Origin of the sequence: Deinococcus alpinitundrae, assembly GCF_009982895.1 — a bacterium.
Lineage (GTDB): Bacteria > Deinococcota > Deinococci > Deinococcales > Deinococcaceae > Deinococcus > Deinococcus alpinitundrae.
In genome coordinates this window covers 1-19374 of sequence record NZ_WXZL01000034.1, presented here as the reverse complement: position 1 = coordinate 19374, position 19374 = coordinate 1, and the positions used below count along the sequence as shown (strand labels likewise).

Below are 19374 nucleotides of genomic sequence, written 5' to 3'. Positions count from 1 at the left end.
GACCACGTCAGATCGCAAGCTCAACAGACTGGCCTCAAAAATTATGCATTTCGGGGATGACAATAAAAGCCCCTCTGGGTTCGGCTTGACCTCACCTTACGCGGCGGAGATACTTCAGCGATGGACCCTTCACTCGCTCTATTTTACGGTTGGATCATTCGCACCCGCGAGGAACTTTTCGAGTACACAACGTCTCTCCCAGATGAGATTTACACCTATGAACACCCGGATTTTGCTTATGGGAGTCTGCGCAATATTCAGGCCCATGTCGCGAATTGCTATCTCGGTTGGGTAGGTCACTACGGCCTGGGTATGAATGAAGACCAAACTCATTTCGAGCCAGCGAGTGTGCCCGACGCTGAGGTTATGCGGGTCAAGTTCGCTGAGGTAGACCGCATTGTCGAACAGGCGTGCCGTGTCTTTGACCAGCCGGACGTTTCGTTCGAGCTGGTGCGCCCAGGCCGTGATCGTTTGCAGGTGACGCAGCGCTGGCTGGTCATGCACCCGATCACCCACGAGTTTCACCACAAAGGGCAGCTCTTGGCTCTAGGGCGGGTGCTTGGTTATCCTCTGGCACCTGGCGGGGACACGGACCTCGTGTTGCCTTAGCGGACTCAGTACCGGACATCTTGACTTCAGGCCGCTCCTGGCGCTGGAAGTCGGCGTGTTTTCGCAGCACTTGAACTGGAGCCAGGAAGGTGAGAGACGAGCGTGCTGTGGCGAGTTGATCTCGCCACAATCAGCGTATTGATGACATCGGCGACACGCTGCGGCGTGTCGCTGCGCAGATAGGGCAGTCGGTCTTTCAAGATGTTCGTCAGACCGGTAGGATCAAGGAGAGCGGCAGGTTGAGTCGTCACACCCCAACCATGCCGCTCGTCGCTTGCTTGAACTGGCGTCCCATTCTGCGTTCACAGGCTCAATGGCGTTTGACACCGTCTGGAACAGTAAAAATCTAAAGGTGTCCAGTACTGAGAAAATTCACAGCGCCGAACGAAAAGAGTATTGTAGTGGGGATGAAAGCGTATCTAAGCGCGGCTTCAATACTCTTTTTGAGCGGATGCAATCCCGGCCCGGTTGTTGGTTCTGCACACTTTTTGGTGTTGCCTCAGACCGCCAATTGCCCACAGTATGCAGATGGAGCTGGCATGCCCTGCCTTTTGGTGAAAAATGAACTCCGGCCAGGAATATTTGTCGGGTGGTACAGCGCTACGAATGAGCAATTAAGAAATTATCCATTTGAACCCAGCTACCTCTACGACGTGACCATCCGGACCAGTTGCGCGCGAGGGCTGGGTGAATTTTTCCCGCTCACCTTCACTGTGCAGCGGGTAAACAGTAAGATACCGAGCACCGAAGAGCCTCCTGCGACGAGTGTTAGCCTCTCCTCCTATTGTTGACCTGAGCCACGCCACAGTCTTTTCGGCTGTGGCGTGGCGGTTGTGACTTTTGATCAATGCCAAAGGCATCCCGCCCTCCGTACGGCCGGGATGTGCTCGTGGTGGCAATCCGCTGGGCGAGGTCAGCCTGCAGCACCTACTTTTCACTGTTTGATCAACTTTTTCAAGCGTCAGGAGCGGCTTGAAGTCAACATGTCCGGTACTGAACTTAGCGGAGCAGAACGTTGACCTGGCCGTGATGATGTGGGCCAGCTCTGAAGTGAAGATCAGGCAAGGACGTCGGCCAACCAGGCTGCCAATGTGGCGCGGTCGCCGCGCTGACTGGTCCCACCCATCAGGCGTCGCCACAACCATACGTCACCGTGACGCTGCACCGTACCGACGCTCTGATCACTGAGGAGGACGTGGTAGAGCTGTCCGTCCTCAACTTGATCAAGACTCGTGAGAGGCTGGCCGGGCAGGAATGAAGATCGCATCACTTCTTAACCTAGCAGGAGTGGGAGCCTAGAAAAGGAAGATTTTCTGACTCTCCGCTGCTGCTACAGAGACGATCACGCATACAGGTCGAACCCGTTGGCATCCAGAATCTGTTCCAGGCGCTTCTTCGCTGCGTAAATCCCGTCCATATTTGGAGCTTCGAAATAAAGTTTGATGGGCCGCCCGGGCCGGGCCTTCGCGGTTTCCCAGGTCACCTCCGAAAGGCTTTCGTCGGACCGGAGTTCCTTGAGTGCAGCGTTCACGGCTTTTTCTGGAATGCCGGCGTGTATGGCCATATCGTCTTTGATCACGCCCGAGCCTAACAGCGTGGGTGCGTCATCAAAGCGATCTGCCCCCCGCTCTATTGGAGCCAAGCCACTCAAGTTCTGATTCTGCTCAAGGCTGGAAGGCCTCAAATGCCTGGCGGGTCATTCCAGCTTTTCCACTCAAAACCGTCCGGGATGATCCGGAGTGCACAACGATAGCTCCAGTGCTCACGACGAAATAGAGGATCAGGGCGATAATTGCTGCCAGCGCCCACCAGTACCAATCTGCAAGCTCGTACTCTCCCAGGGCTGGGCGCGGGTTCAGCGTCGCCAGCCACGTTAAGGCAAGACAGATCGCCGCTATCACGAGGAAAACGACATAGCGTATACGCTGAAAAGCAACCAGATTGAGGTTTCTGACAGGTATTGAGTAGCGGACATGAGCCGTCTCTAGATGCACCACATTGGCAATCCGAGAGAGCTGGAAGCCGCGCATACCGTTCACCGTCAATCCTGTCAGCGTGAGGGTCATACCTCAGAACGACATTTTGGGGTGCCCCCGCTCCGGCGGGGTTTTCCTTGCCCTCATCTCCCTACCGGGTGTCACGTCCGGCACGAACCTTGAGGCATGGCCGGAATTATTGACCAGATCCTTCTCAACATCTCCGTGGCCGTCAGTGGGGCCGCCGGGGTCAATAATTTGACCGGCAATATCGGCGGGCTGAACGCAAGCCTGCTGAATCTCAGTGCGGGCCTGAACGTGGTGCAGCAGGTGACCTCCGGCGTGAGTCAGATGGTCGGGCAGCTCACCGTCTGGGCAGACGCGGCGAACAAGGCCGCCACCAATACGAAGGTCTTCGGCCTGACGGTCGCCAAGTTCGGAATCGACATTGACCAGGCCAACGGCGCAGCGCAGCGCCTGGCCGATCAGTTCGGCGTGAGCGTCACCGACATTCAGGACAGCATGACCACACTGATCCGGGTGGGCTTCACGAACATGGGCCAGCTCGAAGCGGTTATGCGCGGCGCGGGCGCGTCTGCCATTGCGGCGGGCCGCGACGCTAAAGCAGGGTTCAGCAATATCGCCGACGCTGCCGCCACGGGCATGTCTGCCCAGCTCAACTCCATCGGCATCGCCCAGAACTTGAGCACGTACAACGACAAGCTGGCGAAGTCGCTCGGCAAGACGACGGACGCCCTGACGAGTGCAGAAAAAGCCCAGGCGCTCTACAACCTCGTCACGGCTGCTACCGGCACCGAAGTCGAAGCGCTGGGCAGCATCCAGAACGGTTATGTCAAGAGCCAGCAGGCCGTCACGCTCTCCCAGCAGCAGTTCAGCATTCAGCTCGGCCAGATCACCATGCCTCTGGTGCAGCGCTTCAACGAACTCAGCGCCGAGAGCACGACCTACTTCACCGGGCTGCTCAAGGCCTACGCCGAGGGCGGCGACGTACTGGGACAACTCAGCAGCAAGTACCCCTTGCTGGGCAGTGCCGTGAAGGCCGTCAGCGACATCTTCGTATGGGCCAAAGAGAACGCCGGGGCGCTCGTGGGCGGCCTGACCGGCGCGCTGTTGCCCGGCGTCATCTCGGTGGCAGGCGGGATCACGGCGGCCCTGCTGCCTGCCCTGGCGGCGGGCGCAGCGGCCCTGTGGGCACTGCTGGCCCCAGTTGCCCCATTCATCGCAGCGGGCGCGGCCATCGGCTTCGTGCTGCAAAAGATGGGCGTCGGCTTTGATGACGTGAAGCGCATCGCTGGTCAGATCGGAGATGCGATCGGCAAGGCAGCCGCCCAGATTCCAGCGGCCTGGCAGCGGGCACAGGCCCTGCTGGCTCCACTCCTGGGCACCCTGCAAACTGCTTTCGGGAACGCCTTCCGCTCGGTGGAGACGGTTATCAATCAAGTGCTGATCCCACTGTGGAACTCACTGGCACCGAAGCTCAAAGGCCCGATTGAAGCGGCCCAGACGGTTGTTTCCGGTTTCGGCACCTTCCTCAAAGGTGTGTTTGAATTCGTGGTGAACGGCGTCAGCGGTCTGATCGACGGAGCGTCTGACCTGATCGACAACGTGTTCATTCCGATCTGGCAGCGCATCGGGCCAGCGGTGGAAGCGGCGCTGACGATCGTGCTGGGCCTCATCAAAGGGGCTTTCACCCTCCTGGGCGGCGTGTTCAAGTCGCTGGGTGAACTGCTCAGCGGCGATTGGAAGGGCGCATGGGAGACCATCAAAGGCACGGTCAGCAGCGCGTGGAGTTCCATCGCGGACGCCATCGGCAACGCCTGGCCGGTCATCAAGAATCAGGTTGACAACCTCGCTGCCCGCATCAGCATGGCCTTCCAGAGCGGGCTGGCCGGGCTGAAAAGCATCCTGCTCAATGCGCTGGCCTCGATGCTGGAGTGGGCGGCGGAGAAGATGCCCAGCATCCTCCAGAGCGCGGCGCTGAAGGCGGCAGGGGCAGCCAGAGCAGCTGCAGCATCTGTGGACGGCCCGCCACAACCGCAGGGCAGCGGGGTGCTGATAGGCGCGGGGGCCACGCTGCCCGGCCAGGTGCGAGTCAACCCAAGTGACCTACCTGCCTTTGCGGGCAACATCGTCAGCCAAGCCATGCAAAGTCGCGCAGACCAGCAAGCAGACAACCTCGTGGACTACTGCGACCGCTGGGTGCGCGACACGCTCGGCGACGCGGCACCGAAAGTTCGCGCCCAAATCGACAAACTGTTTCGCGGCGGTGCGCCTGGCGGTGTAGCGACGGCTGTGAGCAGCGAGAAGAATTTGAGTCGCGCTGGGCTCACCAGCAAATTTACTTCGGTGAGCGACCTCAAGCCCGGCGATACCGTGTTTTACACCGATGGCGGCCAGAACCACACCGGCGTTTACCTCGGCAACAACGTGGTGCGCGGCAACAACCGCGTGACGTACCAGGACAACGGCGGACGCTTCGGCCCCGGCGGCATCAACGGCGGCAAAGCACTCGACACCGGCAAGGTTGACCCGGTGGGAAACGTGGACATCAACCGCCTGGGCACAGTGAACAGCTTTGTGCGCTCCGGCGATCTGCTGGCCTACTTGCAGCGGGTCACCAACCAGACGGTGACGCCGCAGGCAGGCCGCCAGCCTAAAGAGAAGGCTACCGATCCGCCGATCACGCCCGGCGCGCCTACTCCTGACGACCCCACGCCACTTAAGGACACCCTGAATGCCCGCCTGAAACAGGCAGAAACGACCTTCACGCTCAACACCAAAGGGCTGGAAAAGAGTTCGGTTGGATACCAGAAAGCCGTCGACCGTTACCTCGCCACGCTGAACAACGTGCAACACCTGGCCTTTGACACGGCCATCAAACTGCCTGAAAGCGACGCCTCGCGCTCCGATCTGGCAGGCATCGTCAAATCGACTGCTGACAAGATCAGTTCGCTGAGCAAGACCGGCGGTGCCCTCGAAGCCCTCAAAAAGCAGATCGAGGACGCCAAAGCGGTCTTCCAGCTCTACACCAAAGAGACGCCCGGTTACGACAAGGCCCTGGACGCTTACCTGGCCGTCTTGCGAAAAGCGGCCACTGAGAGCCAGAAGCTCGCCGGGAGTCTGCCCGCCGGTGACAAGAAGTCGGCCCTGAGCAGCCTCTTTGCTTCCACGCAGGGAGAGATCGACACTCTCTCCAAGAAAGACGGGTTGGCTGACCGCTTCAAGCGCCAGCTCGAAGATGCGAAAGCTGCGTTCCAGCTGGTATCGGAAGATGCCCCTGGCTATCAGAAGGCGGTCGAGACGTACATCGCCGCGCTCGCCAAAGTGCAGGCCGCCGCTCAGAAGGCCATTCCCGGCACGAAGGACCGCGAGCAGAAAAACGCCCTGTCTGACCTCGTGGCTTCGACACGCAGCGAGGTGAACAGTTTGCGGGCCGCCGGGACTGATGCGGACAAGATCGCTGAGATCGTGCGCCAGAAGAGCGAACAGCGTGCCCAGGCCGATGTGACCACAGCCAAACAGTCGGTCAGCGTGGCCCAGCGCGCCTACGACGACGGTCTGAAGCTGGCAGGTGACAACGCCACCAAGAAGCTCGAAGTGGTCAAAAAAGAGGGCGCGGCCCTGCAAGCGGCCCGTGAGCAGCAGGCCCAGCGCGATTATCAGCTCGCCAAAGTACAGGCCGATAACAGCCTCAAGGCCGCGCTGGACGCTGCTGCGAAAGGTAAACCCGCCTTGCGCGAGGCTGCCGAGCAGCTCGCCCAGGCCCAGCACACCGGGGCGCTCAACGTGGCTGGAGATGCCCGCCAGAACGCCCTACTGGACGCCAGGGACAGCCAGGCGCGGCGCGAGGGTCAGGATGCCGTGACCGTCAGCATTCAGCGCAGCCGCACCGAATACAGCGCACTCGCCGCCACCCTGCGCGACAAGATCAGCACCGGCAAAGTGGACGCCCAGACCCTGCAAACCACGCTCGAAAAAATGGACGCGCTGGACGCCAGCACCAAAAAGGCCGGGACCAGCAACAGCGTCTACGTGCAGGGTGCGAAGGCGAATGTCGCAGCCCTCTATCAGCAGGCCATCGATTCCCAGATCGCCAGCGGGGCGTATGACGGCCTCTCTGACAGCTTCGACCGAGCCAGCAAGGCGCAGGGCAAGGTCGTGATCAGCATCGCTGACGCCGTGGCCCAGATGCCCCAGGGCACCGCCGCAACGGCCGAGTATCTGACGACCCTGGAAGCGCTCGAGAAGGCCGGATACGCCGCTGGGGGCAGCGTGCAAGCCGTGCGAGACGCCATCTACCAGAACGGCATCGATGCCGACATCGCCAGCGGCAAGTACGACAATATGACCGACGGCTTCGACCGGGCCAGGAAAGCCCAGGATGCCATCGTGGTCAGCGTTCAGGACGCGGTGAACCAGATTCCTTCCGGAGATGAAGCGGTGGCTGCGTATATCAAGACCCTGGGCGAGTTGGAAAAACAGGGCTACGCTTCGGCAGGCAGCGTGCGGGCCGTCACCGATGAAATCAAGCGCCAGAAGAATCTCGAAGCTCAGGACACGATTGATGCCGAGATTTCAGCCGGAACGTACAGCGCTGTCTCAGACGGGGCGCGGCAGGCCGACGGCCAGATCAAGCCCTTCGAGAAACTCACCTACACCACCGCTGAACTGCTCGCGCAGATGCCTGAGACTCTGAAGGGTCTGGACGATTTCGAGGGCGGCTTAGAGCTGCTCGCCAGCAACGGCAGCATCACAGCCAAGCAGCTCGACGCGCTGAAGGCAGCCATCCAGGGCGTGCGCGACGCCGCCGGGCCGATTGCAGGCCTCAAGGGCGATCAGTTCGAGGGGCGCGGCCTGGCCATCAACGGCACGCCGGACGTGAAGACCGACGCGGCCTACGGCGCCGTCTCTGACGAAAATAAGGAGGCGCTGCAAGCGGGAATCGCCGGTGCTACTGCCGATTTCCTGGCCTCAGCGCTCAAGGGGCTGGTCAAGAAAGGCGGTGGCAAGAGTGCCTTCGCCGAGATGATCCGCGCCGAACTCGCCAACCGGATCGACGTGGACAACCTCGTCGCCGACATCAAAGACAATCCCGCCGATTATCAGGACGGTGGGCGGGGCAAGAGCAAGCCGAGCGAAGACCCACGCACCAACGAGATCGACTTTGCGGGCTTGATGGAGGGCATCAAAAAGCAGCGCCTGAGCGACGCCGAGGTGCTCAAGCTGCTGGCTGACCCCGCTTCCGGCTTCACGCCTGAGCAAGTCACCGAGGCGAAGGCACTGCTGATTACCAGCCATCAGGATCTGCTGGACACGCAGCGCGCGCAGACGGCGGCCCACCTCGAAATCGAGAAGCAACTCGGTCTGGTGTCTGAGGCCGATGCCATCAGCCAGAAAGCCGAACTGGATAAGCAGGGCATCGAGGCTGCCTTCACCCGCGCAACGAACGGCCTGGCCGAAACCGATAAGGCCTACAAGCAGGCCGCCACGACCCGCACTCAGCAACTGACGGCCATCGACGAGAAGGCGGACGCTGACCGGCAACTCCTCAGTCGCCAGCGCCAGCAGAGCAGTGAAGATGCCCTCGCCAAACTCGAAGAGGCCGCCGCTGATCGTCGTCACACGTTGGGCCTGAGCAGCGACCTGGAGTACAGCCAGGAGAAGGAAACCCTGCAACTGGCGGCCATCGAACGTCAGCACCAGCGCGCCCTGCTCGCCGCCGGGGTGGACATCGATTTGCAGAATGCCGCTGACCGTGAGGCTGAAGCACAGGGCATCGCGGTAACGACCCAGGGCGAGGAAGAGCGCCGCGTGATTCTTCTGAACCTGCGCCGCGCCGCTGAGGACGCCGTGACGGCCCTCTCGGTGGCCCAGGAAGAGGCCCGCTACAAGGCTGGGACCGTGAGTGAGCAAGATCACCTCACCGCCAGCTTGACGGCCCGCAGGCTGGCCGCTCAGCGCGCTTACGGGCGCGCGCTAGCCGACGCCAACGGTAACGCCGACAAGGTGGCTGCTGCTGAGCTGGCCCTGCAAACCACGCTGACCCAGATCGACAGCGACGGGGCTGAGGCTCAAATCAGCATCGCCGACAAAGCTGCCGCCGCGAAAGTGAAGGCCGCCCAGCGCAAGGTGAATCAGGGGAACGGCTACGACTTCTCGGCCAACCGCGAGCTCCAAGGTGCCCTCATTGACCAGATCAGCCAGTACCGATCTGAACTGGTTGGCGGCGCGCTCGATAATGATAAGTACCGCGCAACCGTGGAGGCCCTGGAAGCCGCTGAGGATGCTCTGCGCGCCGCCTGTGAGGCCCAGATCAACACCTTCGCCCAGTACGCTCAGCAGGCCGTCCCCATGGTCACGGCAGCCATGCAGGCCTTGGGCGGCACCTCGGAAGAAGTCGCCGGGCAATGGGGCAGTGACCTCAGCGGCATGGTGAACGATGTCGCCAACTTCGCCAAGGCCATCTCGAAAGGCGATTACGTGGGCGCGGCCATTCAGGCGCTGACCTCGATCTTCACGTTCTTCTCCCGGCAGGCCGAGGCGTTCCGGGCGGAATTGAAGAAGACCCAGGATTACGGCAAGAACTTCAGATTCGACCCGAACGGCTACGGCACCCGCCAGTCCGAGCAGTACACGACCGGCATTCTGTTCTGGAAAACCACCCACTTCAAAGAGACCATCGACGAGCCGGGTAAGGCCCTGGCCCTGAGCCTGGAAGGCGGGATCGTTTCCGGCGTCGAGGGCGGCTTCAAGGCGGCCCTGGCCAGTGGGAGCAGGGACAGCTTCACGAAGTCCGTTTACGACGGTCTGAAGGAAGTGGCGTTCAAGGGTCTGGTCGACGGCTTCCTGAACAGCGCCCCGGTCATCGCTGTCTTCGGGCCGCTGGTGCAAAAACTGATGGAGGCATTCAAGAGCGGCAACAAGGACACCATCGGCGCGGTCCTCTCTGATTTCAAGGTGGGCGTAGCATCGCTGCAACCGGCTATTGATGGGCTGTTGGAAGCCGGGAAGGTCATTGACGATGCCCTGACCACGCCCGCTGAGAAGGCCAGAAAGGAACTGGAGATGGCCCGTGGCCTCGCCACTCAGCAGATCAGCATCGAGCAGGCCAGTCTGGACATCCGGAAGAATGCCCGCCTCATCAGCGACGAAGACGCGGCCCGTGAGCAGCTGGCCCTCGCCAAACGAACCAACGCCGCTGCCCTGGAAGAAGCGCTCAGCAAGGAGGGGCTGACTCAGGAACAGATCCTGCTTCTCCGCAACGAATACCGGCTCAAGGACGTGGCTGCTGAGACTGAGGCTGAGAACACCCTGCGAGCCATCCGCCAGAAGAATGCGGTGGACCGCTTGAACAACGAGCAGACGGCCCTCGAACTCGCCAAGCGCGCCGGACTGGGTGACGACGTGTATCAGGCCAGGAAGCGCGAACTGGCGCTGCAACAGGTGGCCGCTGAGCAAGCTGCTGCGCTCGCCAACCAGGCCCTCACCGATGAGGAGCGGGCCATTCTGCTCCAGCAGTTCGCCCTCCGGCGTCAGGGCATCGAGCAGGACTATCTGGACTGGCAAACCAGTGCGAACAAGCGGGCGGCGGAAATCGAGCGGGACATCCGGTTGCAGGCCCTCTCGAACCTTGACTCCCTAGCCGATGCGGAGCACTCGCTGGCACTCGCCGCTGCCGAGACCGATGATCAGCGCCGCCAGATCGACGCGGCGTACAACGCCGAGCGCCTGGCCCGCACGTTAGAGCGCATCGCCCTGGAGCGCGAGGCGGCCCTGAGTGCCGCTGAGCTGACTGCCGCTCAGGTGGCGAGCATCAATGCCCAGTTCGACACCCAGGAGCGCGTGGCCCGCCTGAACGCCCAGGCCGCCGAGGTGCAGGCCGCGCATGATCTGGCAAGGGCGGCTGCCGACGCGGCGAAGACAGCAGCGGACGCCGCTGAGCAGACCCGCGTGAGCTGGCGTCAGTCCCTCCTGAGCGGCGTGCAGGCCATCCTCTCCGGCGACAGCCCGCTGGACGCCATGTACAAGGGCGTGCGGGACCGCATCAGCCAGGCCATTCAGGACGGGTTCATCGTGAAACGCATCCTGAGTCAGCTCAACCCGCTGTTCACCCAGCTCGACGCGGCGCTGAGCAAGGGTTTAGACGCTGGGGGGCTGATTCAGCAGATCGGCGCGGCCCTACCTGGCCTGAGTGTCCAGCTGGGGAGCGAGTTGGGGCCGCTGCTGGGCCTCCTGAACAGCGCCATCCCTGATCTGACGAAGGCCGTCAACGGCAATACCGCTGCCGTCAAGGAAGTGCAGTTCACTCAGACGACCATCGTCCAGAGCGGCCAGCGGGGTGGGCTGGACAGCGGCCTGCGTGCCCGCTTTTCAAGGTTCACGGCATGAAGTTCTTGACCTACTACGTGACGTTCAGCCGGGCTGGGGCCGCCTGGCCATATGCGCGTGCCCATCAGCGCGCCGCTGGCGAGTACAAGCCCGGCGAGCTGGCTGCGCTGGGCGGAAATCTGGAGATTTTGCCGGGGAACCTGTGCGGGAGCGGCAATCTGAAACTCAGCGCGGTGCCAGAACGGGGCGGTTCCCGCATGGCCCCCGGTGACTGGGTGCGGGTGTTGCTCTCCGACTCGGATGTGCCGATCTACCTCGGGGAAGTCGGGCAGGAGCCGTGGGAAGAGGGCGGCGGTGAGGTGAAGCTACTCAGCCTCAAAGACCGGGTAAGCGACGCGGCGTGGCGCTCGGACGTCGCAGCGGACGGGACGACGGTGCTGCCACTCAAGGACCGCTTCAAGCCCTACCTGCAAGCGGTCCTGGCCCGCGCCGTGCTGCCGCCGGGCATCACCGTGGGGAGCATTGCCGACGTGAACGCCGTGCTGAATGCCCTGACGCTGTTCGAGACCGTGGGGGACGCCATGCAGGCCGCCCTGCCCGCCGCCGCTGGGGCGACCTGGGGCGTGAATGCCCTGGGTGAGATCGTGGTCCACCAGCTCAGCGATACCCTGACCCACCGCTTCCCGCGCACGCGCTCCGACAGGCCCCCCGGCACCCGTGACGGCTACAAGAACTGCGTGCGCTTCGAGTACGCCAGACCGGACGGCGTGCGGGCCTTCTTCGAGTACAAGGCCAAGCTGGAAATCGCCGTGTTCGGTGAGGCGTGGCTGCCGGAGAGCCTGCCCGCCAGCGTGACAACCACGCAGAACAACCCGTATTCAGGAACGTCAGTGGACATCAACATCCCGGTGGTCCACCCAGATGAGCCGACCTTCAATCTCAACCTGCACACCACCAACACGGCCCTGACACCGAACTGGACTGGACATCTGGGCGACGGGCTGGGCATCGGGCCGGGGCTGCTGGAGGTCAAATCCGGGCCGAATGTGGTCCTGGGCGGTGGATTGACGGAAGTCGTGCAGATCACCAAGACCGCAACTGAAGTCTCCAGCGGGGGCACGGTCTACACGATCCCAAGCGTGGTGCCGTCTGGCGGCGGCACCCGTTTCTCCGTCCGAATCGAATACCGCACGGACGGGGGAACATGGACCCTGGCGATCACAGATTTTCAGTCCACCTCTGCCACCTTTCCGATCAACGGCACCACCACTGAGGTTCGCTACAACCCCGGCGACGTGGCTCAGTATTACCAGTACGGCGGTCCCACCCTGCATGGCTTCGATGTCAACATCACTAACCCCGTCGCTTCCCTCAAGGTCTACATGCCTGCTGCCAGCACCGCCACCAGTACCGGGGGACTCAGGGCCGCAGGCCAGATTCTCGCCAAGCCCGTGCAGGGCCTCGACGGGGGCGTGAACGGCATCACCTACAGCTTCGTGGTGCGGAATCTGTCTGCACCCACGACGATCAGGGTGGCCCTGCCTGGCGTATTCAAGTGGCTCGCAGGTGATCTGGTGACCACCGACGAGCAGGTGAGTGGGGTCATCCTGCAAGACGCCGCCACAGGGGCCGAGGTCAACATCACCCTGGCCCGCAAAGATGACATCGACGGCCCGGACCTTGCCCATCCTGAAATCGGCAGGCGGCGGACCTGGGCAACCCCGGTGGACGTGGTGGCGACCACCATCGTGGTGATGGGCGACCCGAACCAGTGCGCCCTGATCGGCGCGGCCATCGCCGATCAGGGCGCACTGGTGGCCTACGCCTACGGCCTCTTGAGATACAAGATGCAGCCGGTCCGAAGCTGGGTAGGCAAGTACAAGACCCTGCGCCGCCTGGAGGTCAGTGGGCTCGCCCGCTTCGACACCGCCAACGGCGATGTGGATCTGGATGTGACGCGGGGCGTGTACGACCTCGACACCCTGACGGTCAGCATCGAGGCCGGGACGCCGCAGCCCTTAGACGATACCGAGGCACTCGACTTGGGCTTCCAGAGCGTCGAGCGCATTCTCCGCACGCCGGGAGGTGGCACGTGATTGACCGGGTATTCCTAAACGAGCAGGGGGCCGACCTCCTGAACCTGTACCGCTGGACCCCTGAGCAAGCGCTCTTCGTCAAGACCGAGACGCTGCCGGACCTCGTGCCCGTCGGAACGTTCGAGGACGTGCCCGGCACAGGCATGAAGATTTTCATCGGCGAGCGCCGCCCCAGGGCCGGGCAGATGGTCATCACACTCGCGACACACGGCAAAAACCACGATGAAGCCTTCGCTTTGCAACGCGAAATTGCCACGCTCGCGCCGCTGTTCCGTGGCTACAGCCGCACGCCGGGCGGGACACTGAGCATCGCTGGGGTGAGCAAGGTGACGCGCAGCTTTGCCGGAGGCGCCCAGCACGGCGGCGCGGTGGAACTCACCGTGGAGCATAAGTCGCCGTACTTCTGGCAGGAGAGCAAGAGTCGGTCTGTTGCTGTCGGAAGTGCGGCCATCGTCAACATTGGCGGGCAGGCGCGGGCGGATCTCAAGGTCAGCATCCCGGCGGGCGGTTCGGCTGTCATCAACCCCAGCATCCTGAGTGATGCGGGGCTGACCACCTGGCACGGGACCATCCCAGCTGGGCAAATCCTGACGCTGGACGGTGAGGACGTGACCTTGAACGGGGTGGACGCCGCGTTGTACGTGACGGGGCCGCTGCCATATCTGGAACCAGGCCTGGGCAGTCTGACCATCATCGCCGCCGGAGCCAGCGCCGTTATCGCGTGGAAAGAGGGGGAGCTTTGAGCAACGTCATCTGGAAATTCAAGCATGACCGGGGCACCGAAACGGCCCCGCTGACCGTATCCATCACTGTTGCCGCTGGGCACGGTGTGATCGGGCAGAACGGGATTGCGCCTGCTAGCGGCTTTCCTGACGCGGCCATTGACTCGGCGGGGAACCTGAAAGCCTTCGACGGCACGACCTACAGCGACTTCATCAGCGGCGCGGCGCGGTCTGGCATTGACCCAGACCCGGATACCTACCGCTTGACGGTGCGGAAGGGCGGCCTGCCAATCAGCTCCATCACGTTTCAGCCGGTACTGAGTTCACCGACGGCGACTGAGTTGGACATCAATGCGCTCCTCCTGATCGGGAAGGCAACCTCAGCCACCCCGCAGCAGCTCGCCGACCTCATCTCAGCGACCGCTGACGCACAGGGCGTGAAGACCGAGTGGACAGGAACGCTCAAGCCCCAGATGCAGCAGTCGCTGGCCGATAGCGTGCTGAGTGAGGTGCAGCGCAACGCGACGGTGGTCCAAGCGGTCAGCGATGTGAGTGCCGCCGGGGCGCAGGCGCTCAGCATGGCGAACCGGGTGCAGTACCCTACCGACACCGAGAGACTGGCGGCCAGTCCAGCCAACGGCACCAACGCCTACGTGATCAGCACTCGGCAGCTCTGGACCCGCACCGCAGGCGCATGGGTCTCGCAAGGACTGGGGTTACTCGCCTCCACCGATGCCCCCTTCCAGGTCATCGATCAGGCCGCGCTGGTCGCCTACCCCGGCTCGGCTACCGCCCTCAGTGTGGGGAGCGGTCCAGCGGCGGGCCTCTGGTTCAGGGATGACACCCAGACCGCCAACGGGGTCACCATACTTAGCGGTGTCAGCCCCCGAAAGTGGGTCAGGGCAGACAAGCGCCTGAAAGCCGATTTCGTTCTGAACGCCCGCACCATCGCGTTGGCCGACAGCAAAACCGCCGCCATGTACGCCAACCTGACTGACCCGGCAGGCACACCAATCACGGCTCAACACGCCGAATGGTCCACGCTGCTCACCGCCTGGAAGACCGGGCAGCTCGACCTGGGCAACCGGGGCAGCGTCGTGCTCAAGGCAAACCTGAGCCTGACCGGAGTCACAGACGGTGTGGTGAATGGCGCCGGGACGACCATCTACAACTCGGCGGCCAAGACCAATCTGCTGACGTTCTTCACCCCTGTCCGCCTCGCCTTCAATGACCTTCGGGGGATCGGCACCGGCACGGAATGGGACAACACCAAGCAGGGGTATGCGCGCTTCCTGAGTTTCATCAACGGCTCGGACGTTACCCTGAACCGTCCGAGCTTCGAGCGGTTTGCCCAGAATGCCGTCACCTTTACCACCATCAGCCGCACCCGCACCCTGGACGGCACGATCATCGGCCTGGGCGAGTACAACGCCACCACCAACCCGCGCGGCATCGTCAACGGTCTCATGGACCCCGGCATCATGCCTTCGATGGGCCTTGTCGATCTGCGCACAGAGAACGGCAACTACTCGTTTGCGATGGTCATGGACCCTGGCCCTCTCAACCCCGACCACTGGATCGGGCGTATGGCGTTCATCGAGAACGGCATGGCAATCATCGGCGGCAACGACGTGATTCGCCTGAGTATCACCGACAACAATTTCAGCAAGGCCTCGGGGCAGCACTTCGTGTACCTGGCCGGCTGCCGACAGCTGACCTATGCCCTGAACCGGCACTACGACGGTTACCTCGACGGCATGAAGGATCAGCTCAACAGCAACGCCACGATGGACGCCGAGGCAAACCTGGTGCTGGGCAATTCCTTCATGGGCTTCCGCGGCACCAGCTGGGCGATCAACTTCTCGACCGTTACGGGCATCAAGCGCCACATCGCCACGCTGGTCGCCAGCAACGTCATTTACAAAACAGGCAGCAGCGGGATCACCCAGCGCAACACCGACCGGGGCATGGTTCACGGCAACCTGATCTACGACCTGAGGGGCTACGGCGCCTACACCCTGGACTACAGCGGTTTCTTCGCCTCGAACTACGTTCGGAGCGTCGATCTTACCGGCGGATACTTCGGGGTCAAAGCCGGTCAGCACTTGTTCGTGACGCAGTTCAACGTGGACGATTACGTCAGGACCGCCGTCACATCCGGCACTGGCGGCGAACCGGGCGGCTCGACGACGGTCACCACCATGTACCAGCGTGCCGGTGCGGTCGCCACGGGGGCGGGCACCGTCCGCATGAACGGCGTCTGGATCGGCGAGACCAGCAACAAGGCGATGTACGGCATCCTGAACGATACCGGCACGACGCTGGAGCTCGACGGCACCAACCGGGCGCCGGCTACCCTGCCGGTGCTGAGCCTGGGCAGCATCGCGGAGATCAACGCCGATCACGTCGGCCCGATCCTGCGCGCCGATAACAACATCTTCGCGCCTTTGTTTAATTTCGCGGACGGTGTGCTGCGGCGCGGACGCGGCCCTGGGCGCATGTTCAACGCGTCTGCCCTACCGACCAGCGGAACGTGGCGCCCCCAAGACGCCATCTGGAACACCGCTCCTGGGGCGGTCGGGCAGGGCTGGGTGTGTTTGACAGGTGGCACGCTGAACGCAGCGCCCGCCGCCCTGAACATGGTGACGACCAGCGGCAGCGGCCTGGTGGATATCGACCGGATGCCGACCGACATCAAGGCGGGCGATTACATCACCATTCCTGGCGCGGTCACGTCTGCGGTGGTCAGCCGTCTGGAAACGCTGTACGACCCAACAGATGTGCAACTGGCCACTCCGACTGGTTACCGGATGCATTTGTCTGCCACGGCGACCGCAAGCCTCTCGCTTTCCACCATCTCGTTTGTCGCACCGACCTTCGGCATTCTTGCCCCAGCACTGCGCCATCTGGCGCTGAGCGTGGTATGGGACGCGCCTTCGCTGGCAGCGGGCGCAAGCGCCACACAGACGATCACCGCGACCGGGGCGCTGGTGTCCGACTTCGTGGACCTCGCCATCACCAACGGGCTGCCGGTCGGCCTGACCTGCCGCGCCAACGTGACGACGGCTTCGACGATCACCCTGACCATGACCAACATCAGCGCTGCGGTCATCGACCCGCCCAGCCGCACCTTCACCGCGCGCGTGAGTGCGTAAGGAGCCTTATGACCCTGAGTGAACAGAGCATCATCCGGAGCGTCTTCATCCGCGTCGAGGCCCCACCCCGCATCGAGATTCAGCGCGAGAACATCATCCGGCGTGGCGAGGAGGTGGTGGCCAGCAGCCTGCTGCCGCTGGAACGTTTCGACCCGGCGCAGCTTACCGATTCAGACCGGGACGTGATCGAGGTGGCGCTGGGGGAAGTGGCGACCGGTGCGGTGGCGCAGTCTGTGCAGGCTGAGCAGCAGGCGCAGCAGGCACTGGCCGCGCAGGACATCGCCGAGGAGGCGCTGGCCCTGGAGCAGAGCGCCCATCAGTCCACCACCGAGCGGCTGGAGGACCTGCAGGGCGAGTTCGACCAAGCGAACCGGCAGATTCAGGGGATGACCCAGCAGCTTCAGGCATTGACCCAGCAGCTTCAGGCATTGACCCAGATTGCTGAAGGGCAGCAGCAGCTCATCGACCTGCTGGGGCACCCGGAAGAGGCGGTGCGGCAGAACGCCTACGAGAACTTCGCTGTGATGCGGGCTAAAGCCCAGTAGGACGCAGCCAAGGCGCAGCAGGTGGCGGCCAAAGAGCCAACCGAAAAAGAAGAGACTTCATGATCTGTAATCGTTGACTTGTGACCCACTGCGATTCCCCACGTTACCGGCCCCGAGCCCACACAGTACCAGGCAACGGGCATGGCAGTGTTAAAGTATTGGTGGCTGCATCGGGGTGCGAACCCGTAATCAGTTGAGGGAGAGCTATTCGGGGTCTGGTAAGTAGATATGCCTGTGGCCGAATAGAGGTGGAGAGTGACAGACACGCTGTACACCTACCCATAGCCCTAAAACGAGGCGTCCAGAACACGCCTATCCCCAACAAGTCAGTTGAAATCTGACCAGCCAATTCCCTGCTAAACAGTGGGGAGTTTTGTTTTTAAAAGGGCATCCAGATAATCAAGCATGAGGTCTCTTGCGCCATCGGCGACCCAGTCGGCAAATTCCTGAATGGGCATGAGCCATTCACCATTATTTTCACTTCGAATCTTTTCAATCACTCGAAGGTAGTCGGGGCTGGTAACGTCTTGGGGGATTGAAGGATTGAGTGGTACCAAAATTCTGGGTACGGCGGCTGGATCATCTGGTGCCCGGTCTGAATACGTTCTTGCTCCTCCTGAAACGCGGTGAACCCACTCATCTCGGTAGGCGGAAATTCTTTGTATGTATGGATTATGTTTTTGGAACACAGCGTCCATACCTAAAATTGCTGTAGAACATTTTCTTTAGAAGGAGGATTTTTTGAATGCGATTTCACTCCCTTTGAGTTTTAGACCATGCTTGTCTTTCGTCCATTGAGCCATAATGTCTAAAAAAGCTTGAACTAAGAAGACAAGGGCGAGTGAATTGTATCTCATCCCAAGGGATACGTCGCTCCCTACTGGCTCAAAATTTAACTCTGAAATTTGCTCTCTTGAATGTTCAATAAGCGCCAAGTAATCAAGGATAGATCGCCACTCACCCCAATGAGGAGATAGGTAAATATTTTGATTATCCCATGTAAAAGCAAGCTTACCGAGGTCAATAATCTGTGGGTACTCCTCATAATTTAAGCGGAGGAGAGTGGGATTAAGAACAAAATTTAACGGTGCGGTCATCTCTGCCTCTTTGGTCAGGCCGTTCAGTTTCCCAAGGCGTTACACTGAAGCATCCCTACCTCAGCCTGCCTTCGGGCGGCCCAACCACACCCCCGCATTGGCGTGCGCGGGGTGTTCTCATGAGTCTAGCCCGCCCGCTTCCCCACGCGATCGGCCAGCCAACACAGGACTTTTTCTATACTTGCGGTCGATGCCTCCTCCCAAACAACCCCACGTCGTCGTTAGGGGTTCGATCGAGCATGCGCTGCTGGCCAGCGCTTCACTGGACACACCCAGAACAGGCCGGCGGTTGCTGGTCATCGCCATCCACCAGGGCTTGAAGCTGTATGACGATCCGACGGTGGCGACGGCGCTGAGACGCTTGAAGGCCAGTGGGTTGTTGAGCGCACCGTACAAGCGCCCGGCGCGCCTCTACCGGCTCACTGAACAAGGTCAGCAGGTGTTGCAGGTGTTCGCCGAACATCCAGCTTAATTCCAACCCAACTACCCAGCCCCCGGCTCCACGCGGGGGCATTCGCTTGCCCTGCCTGGGTGTCACGGGCGCGGCAAGACTTGAACCATGTCGGAGGCCACTTGAAATTTACCCTGACCCTCAGCGGCCTGGCTTTGGTGCTGGCCTCGCTGCTGACCATCCCGCCCGGCGTCTGCAAAGCCGACGTGCGGCCCATCGCCCGCACTGGACCGTTCAACCAAATCCTGATCGTGGTCGGTGTCCCCCAGAACTGCCCGTTAACCTCAAAGGCTGTACTGCGCTTCCGTACTGCTGGGGACGGCGTGCTGCCCCCCATCGGCTACTTCGTCTTGCGCGGCTCCTACCCCCGTGAG

At 62.0% G+C, this 19374-nt stretch carries 13 protein-coding genes; 8 read left to right on the top strand and 5 right to left on the bottom strand.

Annotated features, from left to right (window positions below; genetic code table 11):
• Positions 1 to 120: 120 nt before the first annotated feature.
• Entirely contained in the window at positions 121 to 609 is a 489-nt protein-coding gene (locus GUI70_RS19885) for a DinB family protein (RefSeq protein WP_161884049.1), read from the top strand.
• A 1057-nt stretch (positions 610 to 1666) separates the two neighbouring features.
• Here GUI70_RS19885 and GUI70_RS19880 read toward each other — a convergent pair.
• The 3 genes from GUI70_RS19880 to GUI70_RS19870 form a co-directional block, all read right to left on the bottom strand.
• A complete protein-coding gene (locus GUI70_RS19880) occupies positions 1667 to 1876 on the bottom strand; it encodes a hypothetical protein (RefSeq protein ID WP_161884048.1) in 210 nt (69 codons plus the stop codon).
• A 75-nt stretch (positions 1877 to 1951) separates the two neighbouring features.
• Entirely contained in the window at positions 1952 to 2188 is a 237-nt protein-coding gene (locus tag GUI70_RS19875; protein WP_161884047.1) for a hypothetical protein, read from the bottom strand.
• A gap of 85 nt (positions 2189 to 2273) precedes the next feature.
• Complete coding sequence (locus GUI70_RS19870) at positions 2274 to 2675, bottom strand: hypothetical protein (protein ID WP_161884046.1); 402 nt, start codon at positions 2673 to 2675, stop codon at positions 2274 to 2276.
• A 96-nt stretch (positions 2676 to 2771) separates the two neighbouring features.
• Between GUI70_RS19870 and GUI70_RS19865 the strand changes: the two genes are divergently transcribed.
• Genes GUI70_RS19865 through GUI70_RS19845 form a run of 5 tightly spaced genes read left to right on the top strand, consistent with a single transcriptional unit; the run spans position 2772 to position 17452 of the window.
• Positions 2772 to 10994 (top strand): hypothetical protein, encoded by an 8223-nt coding sequence (locus GUI70_RS19865; RefSeq protein ID WP_161884045.1) that lies wholly within the window; start codon positions 2772 to 2774, stop codon positions 10992 to 10994.
• Positions 10991 to 13030, top strand: a complete 2040-nt coding sequence (locus GUI70_RS19860; RefSeq protein ID WP_161884044.1) for a hypothetical protein — start codon at positions 10991 to 10993, stop codon at positions 13028 to 13030. The genes GUI70_RS19865 and GUI70_RS19860 overlap by 4 nt, the downstream gene beginning before the upstream one ends.
• Positions 13027 to 13773 (top strand): hypothetical protein, encoded by a 747-nt coding sequence (locus tag GUI70_RS19855; RefSeq protein WP_161884043.1) that lies wholly within the window; start codon positions 13027 to 13029, stop codon positions 13771 to 13773. The genes GUI70_RS19860 and GUI70_RS19855 overlap by 4 nt, the downstream gene beginning before the upstream one ends.
• A complete protein-coding gene (locus GUI70_RS19850; protein ID WP_161884042.1) occupies positions 13770 to 16907 on the top strand; it encodes a hypothetical protein in 3138 nt (1045 codons plus the stop codon). Before GUI70_RS19855 ends, GUI70_RS19850 begins: the two co-directional genes overlap by 4 nt.
• Positions 16908 to 16915: 8 nt before the next feature.
• Positions 16916 to 17452, top strand: a complete 537-nt coding sequence (locus GUI70_RS19845; RefSeq protein WP_161884041.1) for a hypothetical protein — start codon at positions 16916 to 16918, stop codon at positions 17450 to 17452.
• 356 nt (positions 17453 to 17808) lie between these two features.
• Here GUI70_RS19845 and GUI70_RS19840 read toward each other — a convergent pair whose 3' ends face one another.
• Both GUI70_RS19840 and GUI70_RS19835 read right to left on the bottom strand, forming a co-directional pair.
• Positions 17809 to 18150 carry a hypothetical protein gene (locus GUI70_RS19840; RefSeq protein WP_161884040.1) on the bottom strand — a complete coding sequence of 114 codons (342 nt, stop codon included), beginning with the start codon at positions 18148 to 18150 and terminating at the stop codon, positions 17809 to 17811.
• 27 nt (positions 18151 to 18177) lie between these two features.
• The gene (locus GUI70_RS19835; RefSeq protein ID WP_161884039.1) at positions 18178 to 18549 is read right to left on the bottom strand and encodes a hypothetical protein; all 372 of its coding nucleotides are present in this window, start codon (positions 18547 to 18549) and stop codon (positions 18178 to 18180) included.
• Between the two features lie 190 nt (positions 18550 to 18739).
• Here GUI70_RS19835 and GUI70_RS19830 point away from each other — a divergent pair, with 190 nt between their 5' ends.
• A complete protein-coding gene (locus GUI70_RS19830) occupies positions 18740 to 19021 on the top strand; it encodes a helix-turn-helix transcriptional regulator (RefSeq protein ID WP_161884038.1) in 282 nt (93 codons plus the stop codon).
• Between the two features lie 101 nt (positions 19022 to 19122).
• A partial coding sequence (locus GUI70_RS19825; RefSeq protein WP_161884037.1) for a hypothetical protein occupies positions 19123 to 19374 on the top strand: 252 nt, incomplete at its 3' end.